The organism is Rhodococcus sp. (in: high G+C Gram-positive bacteria), from assembly GCF_049286785.1.
Classification (GTDB): Bacteria; Actinomycetota; Actinomycetes; order Mycobacteriales; family Mycobacteriaceae; genus Rhodococcus_F.
Map to the genome: position 1 here is coordinate 1 of NZ_JBAQEO010000199.1, position 1,520 is coordinate 1,520.

1 pseudogene is annotated in these 1,520 nt (G+C 63.2%); it reads left to right on the forward strand.

What is annotated here, in order from left to right:
* Positions 1 to 39: 39 nt before the first annotated feature.
* A pseudogene (locus WAW17_RS08180) lies at positions 40 to 1,520 on the forward strand (protein kinase); the annotation flags it as partial.

A 1,520-nucleotide genomic window follows, 5' to 3' on the forward strand; every position in this document is an offset into this window, starting at 1 on the left:
GTTCACGGTGAGGGCCGCGAAAGGCACGTACTCACCTCGATGATTGACACGCTGCATTCGACAGATAAGCGCGTCGCCCTCGTCATCGATGACTGGCATCGCGTGACGAACGACGCCACACGATCCGCACTGGCTTTCCTGCTCGAGCACGGCTGCCATCATCTCCACCTGATCGTCACCAGCCGCACACGACTCGGCTTGCCTCTCAGCACCCTGAGTGTCCGTAACGAGCTAGTCGAGATCGACTCAGCAGCACTGCGTTTCGACACTCGGGAGTCGACGCAATTGTTGCACGACCGAACCGGGATCGAGCTACAAGAACCGGACCTCGTCGAACTGGAACAATCGACAGACGGGTGGGCGGCAGCGTTGCAGCTGGTCTCCTTGGCATTGCGTGACCACCCGCACCCCCACGAGCTGATCGGTCATCTGTCCGGAGGAAACCGGGCCATCGGAGAGTATCTCGCCGAAAACGTGCTCGACAGCCTCGATCCGCCGACCCTCGACTTTCTGTTGGCGACCTCGATCACGGAGAAGACGTGCGGAGATCTCGCCCGCGTGCTGTCCGGCCGACCGGGAGGACAAGCGACTCTCGAGGAGATCGAGACGCGTGATCTGTTCCTGCGTCGCCTCGACGACAACGGGGAGTGGTTCCGCTACCACCACCTCTTCGCCGAGTTTCTCCAACGTCGCCTCGGACGTGACGATCCCGATAAGGGCGTCGAGCTTCACCGGCGAGCCGGCCAGTGGTTCGCCGACCGGCGTCTCCTCAGCCAAGCAGTCGATCACTTCCTCCTCGCCGGCGACGCGCATCACGCTGTCGCACTCGTCGAAGGCACCGCGATGGAACTGCTCGAACGGTCGCAGATGGGTACGCTTCTCGGCCTCGCCGCGAAACTCCCTGCCGCCTCGACGGTGAACAGGCCCCGTCTACAGATCACCGTCGCGTGGGCGCACGCACTGCTGCATCACCTCAGCGAAGCGGAGAACCTCCTCTCCGCCGCCGAAGCGGCACTCGACAAGGAAGCGGACGACCAAGCGGTGGCAGATATGCGCGTCCAGATCGCTTTCATCCGGGCCACGATCAACGTCTTCAGCGACAAGATCGACGGGCTCGACGAAGCGGTCGAAGGATGTGTGGCGCGAGCGAGCACATTGCCACCCTGGGTGTTGTGCGGAGCCGCCGACGCCGCGTCCTTCCATGCGATCTACCGTTTCGACTTCGACGAGGCCCGCCGGTGGCAGAAGTGGGCGGTCCCTTTCCAGCAGCGATCCAGTGGTCCCTTCAGCGTGATCTATGGCTACTGTCTGGCAGGAATTGCAGCCCGGGAACAATTGGACCTCCCTGCTGCAGAGGCGAGTTTTCGGCACGCCACGGACCTGGCGACGCAAGCGGAAGGTGAGCTCGGATACGGCACCCGCCTGACCGCAGCTCTACTCGGTGACCTGCTCTACGAGCAAGGGCACCTGGCCGACGCCGATCGACTCCTCGATCGAAGTCACACACTGGGCTCCGAGGG